General features: G+C 54.9%; 17 protein-coding genes. 1 reads left to right on the top strand and 16 read right to left on the bottom strand.

Going from position 1 to position 15,853, the window contains the following annotated elements:
• Positions 1 to 27: 27 nt before the first annotated feature.
• The 16 genes from CP97_RS14215 to CP97_RS14140 all read right to left on the bottom strand — a co-directional run bounded on the left by CP97_RS14215 (position 28) and on the right by CP97_RS14140 (position 14,726).
• Complete coding sequence (locus CP97_RS14215) at positions 28 to 1,533, bottom strand: aldehyde dehydrogenase family protein (protein ID WP_048886494.1); 1,506 nt, start codon at positions 1,531 to 1,533, stop codon at positions 28 to 30.
• 217 nt (positions 1,534 to 1,750) lie between these two features.
• Complete coding sequence (locus tag CP97_RS14210) at positions 1,751 to 1,960, bottom strand: 2-hydroxymuconate tautomerase (protein ID WP_048886493.1); 210 nt, start codon at positions 1,958 to 1,960, stop codon at positions 1,751 to 1,753.
• A gap of 2 nt (positions 1,961 to 1,962) precedes the next feature.
• Positions 1,963 to 2,733: a 2-keto-4-pentenoate hydratase gene (locus tag CP97_RS14205; protein ID WP_048886492.1), complete on the bottom strand. Its 771-nt coding sequence runs from the start codon at positions 2,731 to 2,733 to the stop codon at positions 1,963 to 1,965.
• 1 nt (position 2,734) lies between these two features.
• Positions 2,735 to 3,784 (bottom strand): 4-hydroxy-2-oxovalerate aldolase, encoded by a 1,050-nt coding sequence (gene dmpG / locus CP97_RS14200; protein WP_048886491.1) that lies wholly within the window; start codon positions 3,782 to 3,784, stop codon positions 2,735 to 2,737.
• A complete protein-coding gene (locus CP97_RS14195; RefSeq protein ID WP_048886490.1) occupies positions 3,781 to 4,719 on the bottom strand; it encodes an acetaldehyde dehydrogenase (acetylating) in 939 nt (312 codons plus the stop codon). Before CP97_RS14195 ends, dmpG begins: the two co-directional genes overlap by 4 nt.
• 21 nt (positions 4,720 to 4,740) lie before the next feature.
• Positions 4,741 to 5,541: a 2-keto-4-pentenoate hydratase gene (locus CP97_RS14190; RefSeq protein ID WP_048886489.1), complete on the bottom strand. Its 801-nt coding sequence runs from the start codon at positions 5,539 to 5,541 to the stop codon at positions 4,741 to 4,743.
• Positions 5,542 to 5,557: 16 nt separating this feature from the next.
• The gene (locus CP97_RS14185; protein WP_048886488.1) at positions 5,558 to 7,042 is read right to left on the bottom strand and encodes a 2-hydroxymuconic semialdehyde dehydrogenase; all 1,485 of its coding nucleotides are present in this window, start codon (positions 7,040 to 7,042) and stop codon (positions 5,558 to 5,560) included.
• A 48-nt stretch (positions 7,043 to 7,090) separates the two neighbouring features.
• The gene (locus CP97_RS14180) at positions 7,091 to 7,516 is read right to left on the bottom strand and encodes a GlcG/HbpS family heme-binding protein (protein ID WP_048886487.1); all 426 of its coding nucleotides are present in this window, start codon (positions 7,514 to 7,516) and stop codon (positions 7,091 to 7,093) included.
• Between the two features lie 2 nt (positions 7,517 to 7,518).
• The gene (locus CP97_RS14175; protein ID WP_048886486.1) at positions 7,519 to 8,442 is read right to left on the bottom strand and encodes a catechol 2,3-dioxygenase; all 924 of its coding nucleotides are present in this window, start codon (positions 8,440 to 8,442) and stop codon (positions 7,519 to 7,521) included.
• A 12-nt stretch (positions 8,443 to 8,454) separates the two neighbouring features.
• Positions 8,455 to 9,303 carry an alpha/beta fold hydrolase gene (locus tag CP97_RS14170; protein WP_418202074.1) on the bottom strand — a complete coding sequence of 283 codons (849 nt, stop codon included), beginning with the start codon at positions 9,301 to 9,303 and terminating at the stop codon, positions 8,455 to 8,457.
• 106 nt (positions 9,304 to 9,409) lie between these two features.
• On the bottom strand, positions 9,410 to 10,015 hold the full coding sequence (gene gstA, locus CP97_RS14165) for a glutathione transferase GstA (RefSeq protein WP_048886484.1): 606 nt from the start codon (positions 10,013 to 10,015) through the stop codon (positions 9,410 to 9,412).
• A gap of 46 nt (positions 10,016 to 10,061) precedes the next feature.
• A complete protein-coding gene (locus CP97_RS14160) occupies positions 10,062 to 10,541 on the bottom strand; it encodes an aromatic-ring-hydroxylating dioxygenase subunit beta (protein ID WP_082863841.1) in 480 nt (159 codons plus the stop codon).
• Complete coding sequence (locus CP97_RS14155) at positions 10,538 to 11,815, bottom strand: aromatic ring-hydroxylating dioxygenase subunit alpha (RefSeq protein ID WP_048886483.1); 1,278 nt, start codon at positions 11,813 to 11,815, stop codon at positions 10,538 to 10,540. The genes CP97_RS14160 and CP97_RS14155 overlap by 4 nt, the downstream gene beginning before the upstream one ends.
• Positions 11,805 to 12,833: a PdxA family dehydrogenase gene (locus CP97_RS14150; protein WP_048886482.1), complete on the bottom strand. Its 1,029-nt coding sequence runs from the start codon at positions 12,831 to 12,833 to the stop codon at positions 11,805 to 11,807. Before CP97_RS14150 ends, CP97_RS14155 begins: the two co-directional genes overlap by 11 nt.
• Entirely contained in the window at positions 12,817 to 13,311 is a 495-nt protein-coding gene (locus tag CP97_RS14145; RefSeq protein WP_048886481.1) for an aromatic-ring-hydroxylating dioxygenase subunit beta, read from the bottom strand. Before CP97_RS14145 ends, CP97_RS14150 begins: the two co-directional genes overlap by 17 nt.
• Positions 13,311 to 14,726, bottom strand: a complete 1,416-nt coding sequence (locus CP97_RS14140) for a Rieske 2Fe-2S domain-containing protein (RefSeq protein WP_048886480.1) — start codon at positions 14,724 to 14,726, stop codon at positions 13,311 to 13,313. The genes CP97_RS14145 and CP97_RS14140 overlap by 1 nt, the downstream gene beginning before the upstream one ends.
• A gap of 230 nt (positions 14,727 to 14,956) precedes the next feature.
• On the opposite strand from CP97_RS14140, the gene bphC reads away from it, so the two are divergent.
• Positions 14,957 to 15,853 carry a biphenyl-2,3-diol 1,2-dioxygenase gene (bphC, locus tag CP97_RS14135; RefSeq protein ID WP_174539171.1) on the top strand — a complete coding sequence of 299 codons (897 nt, stop codon included), beginning with the start codon at positions 14,957 to 14,959 and terminating at the stop codon, positions 15,851 to 15,853.

The following is a 15,853-nucleotide window of genomic DNA, read 5'->3' as shown; positions in this document are numbered from 1 at the left end:
GTTTCTCCGCCGAATGTCCGATGATGCTCACTGGTCGAACATTCCAACGCGACCTTCCTGAAGGTTGATCACAACCGATTTCGTCTGCGTATAGTGGTTGAGAACTTCATGGCTGAATTCACGGCCAAAACCGCTTTGCTTGTAACCACCCACAGGCATGTTGGCCTGCATGTTATAATAGCGATTCACCCAGACCGTACCAGTTTCCAGACCACGCGAGATCCGATGTGCGCGGTTCAGATTGGCAGTCCAGACTCCTCCTGCCAGACCATAGCTGGTATCGTTGGCCTGCTTCATCATCTCGTCTTCGTCGGACCAGGTGATAACGCTGGTGACCGGACCAAAAATCTCTTCCCGGGCGATCCGCATTGAGTTCTTAACATTTGTGAAGACGGTCGGCTTGATGAAGTGTCCCGAAGCAAGGTCAGCGTTATCGGATCGAGTGCCGCCGGTCAGTACGTGGGCACCTTCTTCGGTCGCCAGACTAAGGTAGCTTTCGACCTTATCCATCTGCATTTTCGAAGCCTGAGCGCCGAGCTGGGTTGCCATGTCAAGCGGGTCACCCTGGCGAATGCCTTCGAGGGCGGTCTTGAACTTTTCAAGAAATTCTTCCTCGATTGACTGGTGCAGGAACAGTCGAGAGCCGGCCAGACACACTTCACCCTTGTTAAGCACTGTAGACATCGTCGCACTTTCAACTGCGGCGTCGATATCGGCGTCCTCGCAAATGATATGTGCGGACTTACCGCCCAGTTCCATAGTCTGCGGGATGATATTTGCCGAAGCATACTGGATAATCCGGCGCGCGGTGGCCACCGAACCCGTGAAAGCAACCTTGACCACATCGGGGTGCGTGACCAGGGCCTCGCCGACATCCTGACCATAGCCCGTCACGACATTGATAACGCCGGGTGGCAACAGGTCAGCCATTTCCATGAAAAACTCGATCACGGATAGGCAAACAGTTTCCGCCGGCTTGAGCACGACGGTGTTGCCCGAAGCAAGGGCTGGTGCGATCTTGCACGCCATCATCAGCATGGGCACATTCCAGGGGATGATCTGAGCGCAAACGCCCAGAGGCTCCCTGTGGACGATGCCAATGGCGTCCGCATAATCGTGTGTCTTTCCGTGAAGACCAAAGGCAGCGCCCGCGAACAGTTCAAACTGTCCGATCGCTTGCGGCATATCAAAATACATTGATTCCCGCATCGGCTTGCCGTTGTTCAGCGTCTCCAGCGTAGCATAGTGGGAATGCCGCTCTTTCAGGCGACGCGCGATCTCTATCAGGATGTCCTGGCGCTCATTGGCTGAGCTCTGCGACCACTTGGGAAAGGCATCCTTTGCGGCAGAAACTGCACGTTCAATGTCCTTGGCATTGCCTGCCTGGATTTTTGTCAGCACCTTGCCATTGGCGGGATTGATAAGATCAATTGTCTTCCCGCTATCACCCTGGATCCATTCACCGCCGATATAGTGGCCGTATTCTGACTTGATCCCGTACTCGTCTTCTGTCGTATCCAACTGCGTAGCCATCTGACCATTCCTCTCTAAGTTATTTCAATCGTCTTTCAACACTCAGTTCGCTTGAGGGGTCTAACCGACAAGCAAGCACGTATCCGTTTAGCTGGTCTTCTGCCGAGACCTTGGCTCTAATCATTCTGTCTTCGGGAGGAGGGCCGTCTAAGACCCAGTCCCGGGGAAATCATTGCCATCTATTACGTTTGCATGATGGGCGAGCGCGATCATAAGGTTACGAGACTTCACTCTTGGCCGCAGCCTTTGCCGCGAAGGTCTCTCCGCCGACGGAATAATGCGCTGGAGCCATCTCACGCAGGATGACGCGAACTGACTCGCGGGGAGCGCCAATTGCTTCGATCGTTGCCTTGGTCAGCTCCTGGACCAATTTTTCCTTCGCTTCCGGAGTACGTCCTTCCAGCAGATTCACTTCGATAATCGGCATTCTCAGGACTCCACTTGGAACATGACTGAACCCAGATTCTGAACCGTGTTGCGCACGGTTTGTCCGGGTGAAAGATTGGGGGCTGCAGTAATGCCGCCCGCCATTACGATATCGCCTGCCTCAAGCTGTTCGCCAGCTTCCGCAACGAGCCTGGCAGCCGCCACCAAAGAGCGCAGCGGGTGGCCAAGAATGGCCGCCGTTGATCCGACTTCGACAACTTCGCCGTCAATTTCAAGGATCACGCCGAGATTGGAGAAATCCTGGCGTGGACTGTGCCACGGTCCGATCACCAGACCCGAAGATGAAGTATTGTCGGCAACAACATCTTCCAGCGCAAACTTGAAGTTCTCAAACCGGCTGTCGATAATCTCCATGGCTGGTGCGATCGCCTCAACCGCCGCCAGCGCAGCAGCAGCTGTGACCTTCCCTGCAAGCGGGGCCTTCATCAGAAATGCGATCTCCGGCTCCACCCGTGGATGGACGTATTTGGCGCGCGAAAGGGATGATCCTTCTTCCACCAGCATGGCATCAGTAAGCCGACCCCAGGCGACTTCGTCGACACCGACCTGCAGCATTTTCGCGCGGCTGGTGAGCCCCATCTTGACTCCGATGCGCCTTTCCCCGCGGGCCAGCCGCCGATCAACTGACAGCTTCTGGACTTGGTATGCCTCTTCGACCGTGAAAGCTGAATCCACTGGCGTGATCTGCGGTGTCGCCTCCGCCTTGATAGCGGCAGTATCGAGCGTTTCAGCGTATTGTGTGAGACGGTCCATATCAGTTCGCCCCTGCATTTGCATTTGCATTTGCATTGACGAGATCGAGAGCGACATCGACGATCATGTCTTCCTGTCCACCGACCATGCGTCTTTTGCCCAGTTCCAGCAGGATATTGCGGGTATCGAGGCCATATTGTTCGGCTGCTTTTTCCGCGTGCCTGAGGAAGCTGGAGTACACTCCGGCAAAACCCAGGCTAAGTGTTTCACGATCAACCCGCACCGGGCGATCTTGCAGCGGACGGATAATGTCCTCCGCTGCATCCATCAGCGCCATCACATCGCAGCCATGGTCCCACCCCTTGCGGTCGGCTGCTGCGACAAATACTTCAAGCGGAGCGTTACCGGCTCCTGCCCCCATCCCGGCAAGGCTGGCATCGATCCGTACCGCCCCTTCCTGGGCGGCGACTATCGAATTGGCCACCCCAAGCGAGAGATTGTGGTGGGCATGGATGCCGCGCTGGGTTTCCGGCTTGAGCACCCGGTTATAGGCGCGCAGGCGATCACGAACTCCATCCATGTCAAGCGCACCGCCGCTGTCGGTCACATAGACGCAATGCGCGCCATAGCTCTCCATCAGCAGCGCCTGCTGCGCCAAAGCCTCTGCATCGATCATATGGCTCATCATCAGAAAGCCTGACACATCCATGCCAAGATCGCGGGCGATGCCGATGTGCTGCTTGGCAACATCGGCTTCGGTGCAATGGGTCGCGACCCGCACCGATCGCACTCCCAGCGAGTAGGCCCGTTGAAGCTCCTCGACCGTGCCGATCCCTGGCACCAGCAAGGTCGTCAGCACAGCGCGATCAATCGCATCGGCGGCAGCTTCGATCCATTCCCAATCGGTATGGGCGCCAAAACCGTAATTGAACGAGGTGCCGTTGAGACCATCGCCATGCGATACCTCGATCGCATCAACGCCGGCATCATCGAGCGCCTTTGCAATCGTGCGCACACTGTCGGTACCATACATGTGCAGGATGGCATGCATCCCGTCACGCAGGGTAACATCCTGAATGTAGAGTTTGTCGGTTGCGGGATCGAAAGTCATGCTGCAGCCTTTTCGAGTTGCTGCTGGGCGAGACGTTCGCCGGCCGCCTTGGCCGCAGCAGTCATGATATCCAGATTACCGGAATATTTGGGCAGGTAATCGCCTGCGCCTTCGACTTCGAGGAATACGCTGGTCTTGAGCCCCTCGAACTCACCATAGCCCGGTATCTTCAACGGGTTGTTCGAACCGAACCGCTCGAACTGCACTTCCTGCTTGAGCCGATAGCCCGGCACATAGGACTGGACGGTCTGGACCATCTCTTTCACCGATGCGCGGATATCGTCCTCATTGACCTGATCAGTGAGTGTGAAGATCGTATCACGCATGATCATCGGCGGTTCGGCCGGATTGAGGATAATGATCGCACGCCCGCGGCCTGCGCCGCCAACATCCTCGATCGCCTTTGCCGTGGTCCGGGTGAACTCGTCGATATTCGCCCTGGTCCCGGGCCCGGCCGAACGCGAGGACACTGACGCAACGATTTCAGCATAATGTACCGGGGAAACGCGAGAAACCGCCGCAACAATCGGTATCGTCGCCTGTCCGCCGCAGGTCACCATGTTGACGTTTCGGACCCCGCTGTCGAGCGCCGCATCGACCGGCGGCACGAAGAACGGACCAATCGCAGCCGGGGTCAGATCGACCACCAGCTTGCCATCCTGCTGCAGAGCGGCGTCATGTTCCTTATGGGCATAGGCCGAGGTCGCGTCGAAGGCGATGCCGATCTCCGGATAAACGGACATCTTGCGCAGCCCCTCTATCCCTTCATGGGTCGTGGAAACGCCACGCTCACGAGCCATCGCAAGCCCTTCAGATGCCGGATCAATGCCCACCACGGCGACAAGCTCCAGACTGTCTGAACCCTTGAGAAGCTTGATCATCAGATCGGTGCCAATATTGCCCGACCCGATTATTGCGCATTTCATCTTGGCCACTTGATTACCCTTCTTTCAAATCTAGTCGGACGCAGACGCAAAAGCTGCGCGAACCGTACCTACTCCATTAATCCGTGCCTCAACCACGTCACCGCGCGATACACCCGCCATCGGCCCAAGTGCTCCAGACAGGATCACATCGCCTTCCAGCAAGGGTCGACCGGCTTTCGCCATCACCCTAGCAAGCCAAACTGAAGCCGTAATCGGGCTCCCCAGGCAGGCGATCCCAGCTCCAACTGAAATCGGATCACCTTTGACTTCCATCACCATACCACAACTTCGCAAATCGAGGCCGTCCAGCTTGCGCGGAACCGCGCCCAGCACGAAGAGCCCGCTCGAGGCGTTATCTGCAATTGTGTCCCAGATCTTGATGTCCCAATCTGCGACGCGGCTGTCGACGATTTCAATCGCGGGCACGACATATTCAACCGCGCGGATCATTTCCGCGGTAGTAACGTCAGGATGCGGAAGATCCCGGCCGATAACGACGGCAATCTCTGCCTCGACCTTTGGCTGAATTACCTGATCCAGCGAAATTGGGATCCCTTCAGGCACGTCCATGTCTGCAAACAGCATGCCGTAATCAGGTTGATTTACACCCATCTGCCGCTGCACCGCCACGGATGTCAAACCGATCTTGCGCCCGACCAGACGCCGCCCTTCAGCTACGGCTTTACGGGTGTTGACCTCCTGCACAGCATAGGCAGCATCCAACCCGCCAGCAGATATCAAGTCCCGCACCGGCGCAACTGGCTTGCCAGTCTCTGCCGCCTCCCGAAGGGACTGTGCCGCCTGATTGATGAGCTTTGTATCGATCGACATGAGGGGTTACAGATCCTTAAAGTTTAACACAGATATTGGTAAGTTCAGTGTAGAATTCGAGGCTGTGTACGCCGCCCTCCCGGCCAATTCCGGAATGACCAGATCCACCGAAAGCGGTACGCAGATCGCGCAGGAACCAGGAATTCACCCAACAGACACCGACATCCATTGATGCTGCCACGCGGTGTCCACGAGACATGTTCTCAGTCCAGATTGAGGCACATAGGCCGTAGGGTGAATCATTCGCCAGCGCGATGACTTCGTCCTCGGCGTCGAAGGGGATCACTCCGCAACAAGGGCCGAAGATTTCTTCACGCATCACTGTACTGTCGTGGGATAGTCCGGTCCACACGGTCGGTTCGACGAAGAAGCCGTCTGCTTGCGCATTTTCGACCTTGGGCACGCCTCCGCCAGTTACGACGGTCGCGCCTTCATCCACGGCACGGCTGTAATAGCCAAGAACCTTGTCCCTATGCTCAGCACTGATCAGCGGGCCAAGATAAGTCGGATCGTCGATCACCCCCGGCTTGAACCCCTTGCCAGCGGCCGCCAACCTTTCGACAAACTCTTCGTAGATCGGGCGTTCAACATAGACACGTTCCGTCCCCAGACATACCTGTCCAGTATTCAGGAAAACTGCGCGCGACAGACCTTCCACGGCCTTGTCGAGATCGGCATCAGCGAAGACGATCGCTGGGTTTTTCCCTCCCAGTTCGAAAGATACGTCACGCACGCCCATTGCGGCCTTCTGCATGATTGCCTGACCCGTGCCGGTCTCGCCGGTAAAGGTAATCGCATCAACTTCGCTATTTGAGGTAAGAAACTCACCCGCCGAATTCGGCCCGAACCCATGCACTACATTATACACGCCCTCGGGCATGCCAACCGCGTTCATTACCTCGCCCAACAGTGTGGCGGTTCGCGGTGTTTCTTCCGAAGGCTTGACCACAACGGTATTGCCGCAAGCCAATGCCGGGCCGACCTTCCAGGTCATCAGCAGCAATGGGAAGTTCCACGGGCAGATTACCGCGATCACCCCTTTAGGCTTGCGAACCGTGTAATTGTTTGCCTGCCCCCCATCGGGCGTGTCGGTGGTAAACGCTTCTCCGGGTATCGTCGAAATGACATCGGCGAACATTCGGAAATTGGCCGCCCCGCGCGGAATGTCTATGTGGGAAGCCACTCCGCGAGGCTTACCAGTATCGGCCACCTCCGCTTCGAGGAAATCATCTGAACGGCGCTCAATCTCTGTCGCCACGGCAGAAATCAGCTTGACCCGTTCAGCGGTTGTCATCTTACCCCAAGGCCCCTGGAGCGCCTTCTTGGCAGCGGCAACCGCATCTGCAACATCGTCAGCGCTCGCCTCTTGAACGAGACCAATCTGCTCCCCGGTTGCTGGATTAAAATTGGGGAAGGTCTTTCGTTCACTTCCCTGGCGATAGGAGCCACCAATAAAGTTAAGAATAGTATCGTCCACGGGACGAGGGGATCTGCTAGACATTTGGATCGTTATTTCCTCGATATGATGCTGCCGGAGCGGATATCAGACCTATTTGGCGCCGATTGAGGCAAGACCTGCAGTGGCACATTCAATGTCCTGCTCCTCCGTCGAGCCGGAAACCCCGATTGCACCGACAAATTCGCCGTCGATCTCAATCGGCAAGCCGCCGCCAAACAATGCAATGCCCGGCTGGGACATGATACCGTCACGAAGTGCGGGATTGCCCGACACCATTTCATAAAGTTGCGGCGTCGGGATCCTGAAGCTGGCTGCACTGTAGGCTTTGTCCTGCGCGATTTTTGCTGATGGCAAGGGTGCGCCATTGGCCCGCAAGAAAGCGATGAGCTCTCCCCCGGGCCCGACAATTGCAACCACAATCGAACAACCAAGCTCGCTCCCTTTTGCAACAGTAGCTTCTGCTGCCTTGAGCGCCAGTTTATGACTGATGACGTTTACTGAGACTATCTTTTCCATGATCAGGTGTTCACCGTCATAAAGCGATCGGTCAGTTCTTTCTCGTAATAGAATATTGCCTTGCCGGCATTTTCGGCCTGCCACATCCGCTGGGGGTTGTCGGGGTAGTAAATATAGCCGCCGCTGAAGGTTTCATTTCGATTACCCGAAGGGTCGAAGAAGTAGATCGTCTGCCCGCGAGTGATACCGTGACGGGTCGGCCCGATGTCAAGCGAAATATCGTAACGGCTGATAATATCGGCAGCGTGGCCCACATCGTGCCAAGATTCCAGGAAGAAGGAAGTATGATGGATCTTGCCATCCTCGGGATAGGCTAGAAACGCTACGTCATGTGCCTTGTTGCTGCACGAAAGGAAAATGCCGAGACGGTTCCCGCTTTCCTCATCCACCAGCTCTTCGGTAAGTGAGAAGTCGAGCGCTTCTACGAAGATCTTGGCTGAAGCGGAAATGTCGACGCCGTTGAGCGCGCAGTGATCGAAGCGCGTTGCGCGCATGCCACGAGGCTCGGCGATCCAGACATCCGGGTTTTTGGTGGCAGGGCCGGTTTCGGAAAGTTCCATCTCGGCGTAGAGTTCAAAGACGTGCTGCGTTGGGGTGTTGAATCGGATTTTGCGGCCTACACCGGGGTCCTCCCCTGCGGCGATAACTTCAACATGGACGCCCATGTCCAAAAGACGTTCAGCGAAGTGATCGAGATCTGCATCTTTGATGACCTTGAAGCCCATGACATCCATGCCAGCGGAATCCGCTTCACGCAGGATGATGCTGTGCCGGTCAAACTCGTCAAAGGCTTGGAAAAACGCCCGATCACCTTCGCGCGCGACGAGATTAAGGCCGATACGATCACGATAATGCTTGATAGACTCTTCGATATCCAGAACTCGCAGCTGGACGTATCCGGGCCGAATTACTCCGGTTAATGCCATGATTGATATCCTCTATTTCTTGGCCTTAAGGCCGTTCTTGAAAAATTCTGTCACCATGCGGTTGAAGCTCGCCATACGTTCAATCTGAACCCAGTGCCCGCATTCTGCAAAGACATGCAAGTCCGCACGTTGCATCAGCGTGGCCAAGCGGACCGTTGAGTCCAGCGGAATGACCTGATCCGAAATGCCATGTAGTATCAGCGTCTCATGCGGCAGCGCGGCGATGTCATCCTCACTGCTTGCAAGCATTGCGACATTGGCCTGGCGATCAGCGCCTCCGAATGTGGCATTGTATGGCTCTTGCGCGCCGGGACGAATGCTGGCTTCATAGCGAGACTGGATCAGATCGTCGGTGAGCCGACTGTGATCCCACGCGAGATATTCCAACGACTCCCTCATCGCTTCCGGGGAGGGCTCATAGCCCCAGACCTTGTCAAGAGCAGGAGTGATCGGAAAATTCAGTCCAGCCGGACCCATCAGGACGGCGCGGTCGATACGATCAGGATGAGCTATCATGAAAGCCAGGGCGATGCCCCCGCCAAAAGAATTGCCAACGACTGAAACCTTATCAATCCCCAGTCCGTCAAGAAAACCAGCGAGTTGATCAACCCAAACTTGCTTGTTCTCTATCCGACCCTTGCTGTCTGAATATCCGAACCCGAACATGTCTGGCGCAATAGTGCGAAACTCACTTGTCAGCTCTGGCAGGTTTAGCCGCCAGTTGGCCCAGGCGGTTACGCCTGGGCCGGAACCGTGGATAAGCAAGACGGGGCTTCCGTCACCCATGTCATGGTAATTGGTCGCGCTACCATCAACGACGAGAGACTTGCCTATCTCAGGGCGGTCACCATTCTCTGTCATATTCGCCATATACCTTTTTCGACCTTCGGAAATTTCACCACGTCCTGCATGCTGTGGAACTGCTTCACAATTTCAGATGTGCTGTCGTGAAGTCCACAATTTAATCCTAAGCAAGCCCCTCCGCCTGAAGAGCCGCGCCCACTGACGGACGCTGAGCGATCCGTCCGCAATAAGCACCAAGCGCAGGGTAAGCGCTCATATCAATGCCCACATGGTTGGGCCAGCCCAGCATGACAAAGAGATAGATGTCGGCCACGCTGAAACTATCTCCGCAATAATATTCTGCGTCGGACAGTTCCTCATTCAAGGCAGCAAGGTGCTGTTTGACATTCTCTGCAGCCGCAGCCTTGGATTTTTCGTCACTGCCAGGATGGAACAAAGGCACGAATGCCTTGTGAAATTCCGAGGCAAGGAAGCTGAGCCGACTGAGTAGAGTATAGCGATCAAATGTACCTTCGCTTGGCGCGAGACCGGACTCAGGCTTTTGGTCTGCAATATAGCTTAGAATAGCAGGATTTTCGGTGAGAGTTTCACCGTTATCGAGCGTCAACGCAGGAACCTTGCCCGAGGGATTTACCGAAAGAAAATCCTCTCCGTTTTCTGTCTTGCGAGTAGCGAGATCGACCTTGGTCAATTCGAAATCGGCACCGATTTCTCTTAGAGCAATGTGCGGAGCCAGCGAACAGGCACCAGGACTTGCGAAAAGCTTCATAATGGACACTCCAGATTATGTAATCGGTTGGTAAAGAAAATGGGTTTTAAATGGGGGTGGCGAGCAGTGTTGGAATCCGCAAAGTATCGTACACACAAGTCCGGCTTCTTAAGCGCACTTCGGCGTCTGTAAAGTCGAACTGGTCCACATATTTTCCTGCATTATAAATGTGCGTTTCCCCGTCATTGCGCGTCTGGAAAACGACATAGCTTGATTCGGCCGAGACAATATTGCCTTCCTGTCCGGTAATTACTGAGCGTCCCGTCAGGTGGCGATTGAAATGTTCAGGAAAAACATTCGCTTTGCGTAAGGCTACTACCCGGTCGATAAGCATTCCCTTGCTATCGCAATACATGACTGCGGCTGGCAGTCCATTATCGACATTTTCGCGAGCAATGATCTGATACAGGCACTCCTCCACGAAGAATTCTGGCCATTGCTCCAGTCTCTCATCGTCAAGGCACAGGCCGTAGGCCGCATTGAGATCGTCTATGGCGCGCTGCGCGTCTTCCTGCGGGATGCTCACGCAGCTTCTCCTGCGGCATCCACCAGAGAATCGCCCATTAGACTCAAATACCCTTTCCAGAATCCGCGCACAGAGTTTTCGTCCATTCCCATAGGCGCATAATACTCTTGCACATCAATGCCACCCATTTCGACAAAGCTATGCTTGCCTTCGGCCCCGAGTGTGCCCTGCTGGCAAAGTTCCACTGCCTCACCGTCCTCCATCGAGATTAGGCCAGACGGCCCCACGAGATTCAGGTTTCTCAAGCGATGGCGCGTAGTTTCTTCATCGTCATCAGCATAGCCGAAATAGGTCCAGACCAATTCGGTCTTGTCAGGGCCATGAGTGACGATCTGACGCGTGGCCAGAGTATTTTGAATTTGCTGAACGACGACCGAGGGGAAGACTGACTGAATATGCAGTCCGACATCATCGTCAATCTCCGGGCGGAATGCGATCACCCTTTCATCTTGCAGCTTTGCCTCACCTTGCATCTGGCGATTGGCTTCGTCCCCGAATGAGCTGTAATCAACATCGCCCTTCGGCTTTGAGACGGTGAAGACATTGTGGAAGCCTTCCTCCGACAATTCACCGGCGCTTTCCTGGCTCTGCCGATATATGCCAAACGTCGGATAGAACAGGTGCAGCAGTCCACCGTGATAGCTGTCACGACTGTTTTCGGAATATAGCTTCCAGTTCCCCGCCATATATTGCCGCGCATAGCCCAGCACTTTGACAGGGCGCTGGAACACGCGTGCAATATATTTGCGCATAACCGGGCCGAGAAATTCTTCCAGCCCGGCAACGTCATCACTGAATGTACCGAATACCATTCCTTCGAAAGTCTCGACCCGAAGCTGTTCGAGCGAATGTGCCTCCAGATCGAAATCCTTTGGATAGCCGCCGACACCCTTCAGGCCGCGGCGAAAAGGTACGCCTGTCAGCTTGCCTGTCGCGTCGTAGGACCACTGATGATAGACACAAACGAATGCATCGTCAGCGCGATTTCCGCGCAGCGAACGGCATACCGTTGCCCCTTTATGGGCGCAGCGATTCACCCAGGCATGGATCTCTCCATTATCGCCCCGCACCATGACAATAGGCGTCTGCCCTACATGAGTTGACCGGAAATCACCCTTGTTCGGGATTTCGGCCTCCAATCCTATGTAGGACCAGGTTTTTCCGCGAAAGATATTCTTCTGCTCGGCAGCGAATATTTCAGGGCTGTGATAGACTGCGTAATCAATTGACGTAGGCGTCGAATTTTTTACCAGTTCCGGGTTATTAATGTTCATCAGAGCTCTCCCTAGCTTCTTCGAAACCGCCTCCAGAGGCGAGGCGCCCTGCGGTAAGCATGGCGCTCAGCATCATTTCGGCATCTGCCGTACCCTTGCCAGCAATGTCGTAGGCCGTGCCGTGGGCTACGGACATGTGTAGATAAGGTGGCCCCATCATGATCACGCAATTCCCTGAGAATCCCCAAGTCTTTACAGCGATATGTCCCTGATCGTGGAACATTGCGAGAACCATATCATAGCGCCCCTCGATACACTGGCGGAAAACCGAGTCAGGGGGGATCGGTCCTTCGACGTTAATCCCCTTCGATCTTGCCAGCTCCACCCCGGGAGCGATTACATCGCGATCCTCATCACCTGCGGCGTGTGGATTGAGGCCTGCAACGGCGATCCGGGGGCGAACGATGCCCCATGAAGTCATCGCATCGTTCAATTGCTCGAGGGCACTCGCCACAAGATCTGATGAAATGACGTCGATTACCTGCCGCAATGGCATGTGATCGGTTAGATGAGCAACGCGCAGGGGCCCCGTCAAAAGCACGAGATAGCTTTCGCCCGGGGTTGGGCTGATGACCTTGTCAATCTTGCCCGCCATCTTCAGCGATCCAGTGCTGATCGGTCCCATGATCGTGGCGGCGAAACTGCCGTCACGTGCCAGTGCATCAAGCTCGTCGAGCCATTGCGCGCTGGCATGGCCTGCTGCTTCGGTATCCTCACCCAAGGGCAAAACACCTTCAGGCAAAGCGCCGGTATCGATGACATCGATAATGGCCGGATCGTCGCTCGGTTTCTCGAACTGCTGCATTACGCGCACCCGGGCATTCAGCCCGGTGAACTTCAGCGCACGTTCCACCGCCGCGGCAGAGCCAAGCAAAACCGGAACCGACACATCATGGACCCGGCCCGATGCGAGCGCTTTTACGGCAACCTCCGGGCCTATGCCCGCCGGGTCGCCTATCATGGTGCCAACGACCGGTCGCGAACCCGCTGCAGGTCGCCGATCAGAGGCTGTAGACATCCGCAACCTCCCGGAAAATATCCGTCGTTACGATTGTCTTCTTGCGCTTTATAACGAAAGTATCACCCGTCGGCTCAAGGTCGTAATGAGCGTGTCCGCTGAGAGTTGATACAGTCTCTTCTAAGAAAGAAGTGGTGTTCCAAGAAGTGCGAACATGAACGAGTCCGTCCTTCTCTTCCACCGCCAGAAGCGTGAACAAATGGACGGTCCGGGGTGGGGGCGTACTCGCAGAAGAGCGCCGCGTACGGATACGAAAAACGCGATCCTCAAGCCCGCCACGATTTGGGTAATAAATCAGCGAAACTTCATGCTGGGGATCGTTGGTCGGTCTTTCGTGGTCGTCCCATGCAGGTACCCAGTATTCGGCATCTTCATGGTATAATTCCAGCCAGCTATCCCAGTCCTTGTCATCAAGAAAAAGCGCTTCCCGGCCAAGAAATTGGGAGACCGCCAACCAACGCGCGTTGGTGTCCGTCATTACGCCTCCTCCCGAATTCGTTCACGCTGAGCAGAAAGTTCCTCGCATTCGCTGTCTATCGCTTTTTCCATGATATCGACCCATTCATCATGGATCGCGACATAGAGGCCCTCGTCAGCTACCGATGGGCTGCTCTTGACGACATCGACATCCAGCGGCTCGCCGAATTTGCCTGGACCAGTCTCCCAGCGGGTCGCGCCACGAGACATCTCGTTATACAGACCTTCCCCTGCAGCATAGGCGGTTTGACAGTTATTGAACTCGGTCAGATCGTCAGGTGTGGCCATGCCGGTTGAGTTGAAGAAATCTTCATACTGGCGCAGGCGCAGCGTCCGCGCTTCCTGATCTTCGCCAACGGGGGCGATGCACACGGTGCTGATCTCAGTCTCATTGACTGAAATCGGCTGAATAATACGAATTTGCGTGCTGGTCTGATCCATCAAGAAAACGTTCGGGAACAGCAGCAGGTTGCGGATGCGCTTGTTCATCCACTTTGCCTTTTCGGCGCCGTGAGATTCTTCAAGCCAATCCAGGATCCGATAATTGGGTCGATCCATGTAATTGGCATAGTCTGCCCACAGCACAGTATGGCCATTCTTAAATGAGAACGAACCGCCATCGCGAGCCGAAAAACCATCAAAATCGATCGCCTTGGTATCGTTCTTCGATAGCCCCTCTACACGCCGCTGCACGGTCATGAAGTAGTTCGCATGCGTGGTCATCACGTGATAACCATCAAGGCCGTTCTCTACCTGCATCTTCCAATTGCCGTGATAGCGATAGCGATTGGTTCCAGGCAGGACTTCCATCTTGCCGGTCTTCGACTGGTCGGCAAACATGTCGATAAAGTCTTTTGACCCGGCAAGGTAATCAGCCAGCGGCTCCACATCAGCAGAGACGCTGCCGAAAATAAAGCCACGATAAACATCGAATTTTCCAAGTGGAACAAGACCGAGATCGTCGCGACTGAAAGCGGGCGAATATCCTCCGAGACTTTCATCAGTCACATCGAGCAGGTCACCACCTGACGAATAGGTCCAACCGTGAAATGGACACATGTGATTGCGCTTGTTGCCGACGCGTTCGCGACACAGGCGCGCACCGCGATGGGTACAAGCATTGACGAATCCATGCAGCTCGCCAGCTTTGTTGCGCATCACAATAACGGGGACACGCCCAATCTTGGTGGTTAAGAAATCGTTGGGTTCGGAAACCTGACTTTCATGCGCGAGATACACCCAATTGCGTTCAAAGATGTATTTCATTTCAAGGTCGAAAAGCGCTGCCTCTGTGAACGCCGTACGATCCATTTTGAAGATGCCGCGCTCTTCATCCTTGCTCAGCCAAGACCGCATGCGGGTCTTCAAATGTTGCAGATCAGCTATCTTGCCGCCGATATTTTCCGCGTCTTCCATTTCACTCTCCTATTCGTGACGCTTTTTAACGTCTTCGAAATCACAAAAATTCGAATCATTGCTTTGCAAGAACCAACCTGTGGTTACACGTGGCCAAGTCACTATGCAATGTATTGCACAATGGAAAACGTCTTGCTAGTCAATGACAGAAATGACGCTAACATGATTCGCGTCAGCGTCGATTCAAAAAAAATATGCCGCTCAATGGCGGTGCTTTGGGAGTAAGATTTGTGACGGCAGTAACCGAACTCGGCTATCTTGGCCTTTCTGTTTCCGATCTGGATGCGTGGCGTACCTACGCAAGCGAGATCGCTGGCATGGAAGTCGTTGACGAAGGTGAGGATGACCGCCTCTATCTGAGAATGGACCTCTGGCATCATCGCATCGCCCTTTATGGGAATGGCGACGATGATCTGGCCTATCTTGGCTGGCGTGTTGCCGGACCGGTGGAATTCGAAGACATGCAGGAAAAGCTGCGAGCTGCTGATATCGAATTCACCGTTGCAAGCAGTGACGAGGCAAAAGATCGCCGTGCTCTGGGCTTGCTGAAGCTCACTGACCCAGGTGGCAACCCTACCGAAATTTTCTATGGCCCCCAGGTTGATACCTATAAGCCATTTCATCCCGGCCGGCCGATGTTTGGTGGCTTCCTGACTGGCTCGCAAGGGATCGGCCACTGTATCCTTCGCCAGGACGACGTTGAAGCTGCGATCCGCTTTTATCGGGTACTCGGCCTGAAGGGGTCTGTTGAATATAAACTCGACCTTCCCAACGGCATGGTCGCAGAACCGTACTTCATGCATTGCAACGAGCGTCAGCATTCCGTCGCATTCGGCCTCGGCCCTATGGAAAAGCGCATCAATCACATGATGTTCGAATATACCAATCTCGATGATCTGGGCATCGCACATGACATCGTTAGGCAGCGGGAAATCGACGTAGCTCTACAATTGGGCAAGCATGCCAACGACCAGGCGCTGACCTTCTATTGCGCCAATCCGTCTGGCTGGCTGTGGGAATTTGGCTGGAACGCGCGGACTGCGCCGACTCAGCAGGAATATTATACTCGCGACATCTTCGGCCACGGAAATGAAGCGGCGGGTTATGGAATGGACATTCCGCTCTAG

It is taken from the genome of Aurantiacibacter atlanticus (assembly GCF_001077815.2).
In the GTDB taxonomy this organism is placed as follows: domain Bacteria; phylum Pseudomonadota; class Alphaproteobacteria; order Sphingomonadales; family Sphingomonadaceae; genus Alteraurantiacibacter; species Alteraurantiacibacter atlanticus.
Note: the sequence above shows the minus strand (reverse complement) of the source record. Positions and strands in the feature narration are given on the sequence as shown.

What these genes read in the sequence shown, in the direction of transcription:
- CP97_RS14140 (WP_048886480.1), bottom strand. Translation starts at nt 14,726, where the DNA reads ATGGAAGACGCGGAAAATATCGGCGGCAAGATAGCTGATCTGCAACAT.
- CP97_RS14210 (WP_048886493.1), bottom strand. Translation starts at nt 1,960, where the DNA reads ATGCCGATTATCGAAGTGAATCTGCTGGAAGGACGTACTCCGGAAGCG.
- CP97_RS14215 (WP_048886494.1), bottom strand. Translation starts at nt 1,533, where the DNA reads ATGGCTACGCAGTTGGATACGACAGAAGACGAGTACGGGATCAAGTCA.
- CP97_RS14155 (WP_048886483.1), bottom strand. Translation starts at nt 11,815, where the DNA reads ATGAACATTAATAACCCGGAACTGGTAAAAAATTCGACGCCTACGTCA.
- CP97_RS14205 (WP_048886492.1), bottom strand. Translation starts at nt 2,733, where the DNA reads ATGGACCGTCTCACACAATACGCTGAAACGCTCGATACTGCCGCTATC.
- CP97_RS14185 (WP_048886488.1), bottom strand. Translation starts at nt 7,042, where the DNA reads ATGTCTAGCAGATCCCCTCGTCCCGTGGACGATACTATTCTTAACTTT.
- CP97_RS14170 (WP_418202074.1), bottom strand. Translation starts at nt 9,303, where the DNA reads ATGACAGAGAATGGTGACCGCCCTGAGATAGGCAAGTCTCTCGTCGTT.
- CP97_RS14190 (WP_048886489.1), bottom strand. Translation starts at nt 5,541, where the DNA reads ATGTCGATCGATACAAAGCTCATCAATCAGGCGGCACAGTCCCTTCGG.
- CP97_RS14175 (WP_048886486.1), bottom strand. Translation starts at nt 8,442, where the DNA reads ATGGCATTAACCGGAGTAATTCGGCCCGGATACGTCCAGCTGCGAGTT.
- CP97_RS14150 (WP_048886482.1), bottom strand. Translation starts at nt 12,833, where the DNA reads ATGTCTACAGCCTCTGATCGGCGACCTGCAGCGGGTTCGCGACCGGTC.
- CP97_RS14180 (WP_048886487.1), bottom strand. Translation starts at nt 7,516, where the DNA reads ATGGAAAAGATAGTCTCAGTAAACGTCATCAGTCATAAACTGGCGCTC.
- CP97_RS14145 (WP_048886481.1), bottom strand. Translation starts at nt 13,311, where the DNA reads ATGACGGACACCAACGCGCGTTGGTTGGCGGTCTCCCAATTTCTTGGC.
- gstA (WP_048886484.1), bottom strand. Translation starts at nt 10,015, where the DNA reads ATGAAGCTTTTCGCAAGTCCTGGTGCCTGTTCGCTGGCTCCGCACATT.
- dmpG (WP_048886491.1), bottom strand. Translation starts at nt 3,784, where the DNA reads ATGACTTTCGATCCCGCAACCGACAAACTCTACATTCAGGATGTTACC.